The organism is Halorubrum sp. C191, assembly GCF_002727095.1.
In the GTDB taxonomy this organism is placed as follows: domain Archaea; phylum Halobacteriota; class Halobacteria; order Halobacteriales; family Haloferacaceae; genus Halorubrum; species Halorubrum ezzemoulense.
This window is the reverse complement of sequence record NZ_NHNZ01000068.1, coordinates 1-2,070: the sequence shown is the minus strand read 5'-3', so window position 1 is coordinate 2,070 and position 2,070 is coordinate 1. Positions and strand designations below refer to the sequence as shown.

Annotated in this window: 1 protein-coding gene; it reads right to left on the bottom strand. The window is 56.3% G+C overall.

Going from position 1 to position 2,070, the window contains the following annotated elements; translation table 11 throughout:
• Nucleotides 1–115 precede the first annotated feature (115 nt).
• Nucleotides 116–1,390, bottom strand: coding sequence for an RNA-guided endonuclease TnpB family protein (locus Z052_RS05975; protein WP_094494840.1), 1,275 nt, complete (start codon nt 1,388–1,390; stop codon nt 116–118).
• Nucleotides 1,391–2,070 lie beyond the last annotated feature (680 nt).

Below are 2,070 nucleotides of genomic sequence, written 5' to 3'. Positions count from 1 at the left end.
TGATCTCGTCCCATCTCCCAGCCTCAACTTCTCAGCTACGGGAATAGAATTTGTGGGTAAGAGACAGGCCTGAAGACGCGGGAATCCCACGGCACCGCACCGCTGAGTTGGGATATTAGGGTTCGCGGTTAGTAACCTGTTCTCGTGGGGCGAAAACACCCTCACTACGGTCGAACAGGTGAACCGCTGGCTGTGCCAACCAACCGTTATCCCTATCACCGCCATCCGTAGCGAGACTCGGGAGTACCTTTTGCCGAATGTTCTCCGCGCCGTTCACGTCCGCGTTCGCAACCGTATCGCACTTCTCACACACGTACAGTCCGCGTTCGACGCGCTGATTGTCGTCTGTATGACCACACGCCGAACACGACTTCGACGTATCGCGTTCCGACACCAACTCCACGTCGATGCCTTCGGCTTCCGCTTTGTAGTCGAGTAGCGTCGTGAAGCGGTCGAACGCCCACCCGTGCAAGTCGAGATTCCCGTGGTCGCCCCAGTTGCGGGACTCACTGTTCTCGTCACCTTCTCGGATACCGCCGAGGTCGCCCACGACAAGCGTTCCGACACCCCGTTCAACGCACTCCTCCACGATTGCTTTCGAGAGTACGTGCAAAAAGTGCGTCCGACGGTCAGTCCGCTTCCGGTCAAGACGAGTCGCTTCACGGGACGAGGAATCGTCGCACTTGGCTTTCTTCTTCGTGAAGTAGTATTCGTCCTCTTTGAGTGCGCCACCGGGATACAACACAGATTCCCCGCCGAACGAGACGGCGGCGAAGTTGCAAATCCCGACGTCAACACCAGCCACCTCGTTACCCGGCGGTTCCGGGTCGATAGTGGTTCGACAAACGAATTGTAACCGCCACTCGTCGCGCTTGTAGATCGCGCGAACCTGTTGAATGTCCCACTCGGTCAGGTCAACGTCCGGACGAGTCTCGTACTCGCACAGAATGAAGTCTGAACGGTGTTCTTTGAGGTTGCGGCCTTTCGAGAGGCGAACGCGGGTGAACTGTGCGTCGTGCTTGAAGCCAGCCGCTTTGAACGACACGGTTGAACGCGGGTGGGAGTCTCCGTGTTTGCGGTAGCCGGGCGGTCGGGCACGGTCGTCGCCGTTCCGACGCTTTCCGAACCAGCCGTTGAACGCTTCAGCGAGTTCTTCGAGAACGCGCTGACTGGATTGAGAATGTAAGTCCGTGTAGCGTTCGTGGCGTTTGAGTTCGGCTTTGAGTTCCCCGTCATCGGGAATCTCGCCTGTTTCGTCCCACTGTTCTTGTGCGTAGTAGCGACCGACGTTCCAGAGTTTTGAGGCGGCCCATCCGAGTTGGTCGAGGTCGTCACGAACCTGTTGCTGGTTCGTAATCGTGGCCTCAAAGGTTCGGATGGTTCGACTCATTTTCTGGCTTCATAACTGGTTATGAACACCGTTCTGTTGATAGTGTCGGTTGGCGTGGAATATCCGGCCTTGCCATCGACGGTGGATTGCGTAGGAGTTGTCGGATTCATCTGGTGGCTAAAGCCACCAGTATTCTCCTTGAATCTCTATAATATGCCAAATGACCAGTATCAGTACGAGTCAATTGGGGTAATTCGGACACCCTTTGGATCGTCGGAAGGGATGCCAATTCAACCAGCTGGAGCAGATACCGTAGAGGGAACTGTCGAGGTAAAGGGGTCATACGTTAATGCGTTGAAAGACTTGAACGGGTTCTCTCACTGTATTTTGCTGTCTTCCTCCGCGTGTGGAACGACTACGCGAAGCGGGGGAAGTACCGCGAGACGCCGATCCCGAAGGAACTCGCCAGTTCCATTCGGACGCTCTCATACGAACGCGACCCCGACGAGCCGATCGTCGACGTCGAACCGAACTCGATTTATCGCTGGGTGAAGCGCGCNNGGGAAGACTGGGAGACGTTCAGAAACCACTATCTCGGAGGGATGAGCCCGATAGCTGCGGAACGCGAGCGCGAGAAGATCTCGTTCGTCTCGGGGAACGTCGAATCCGACCCGGGTGCGGATCCGGTTTTTGAGCCGACAGTTCAGTCGCGTTCTTTGTACTGATTTATACGCCTAATG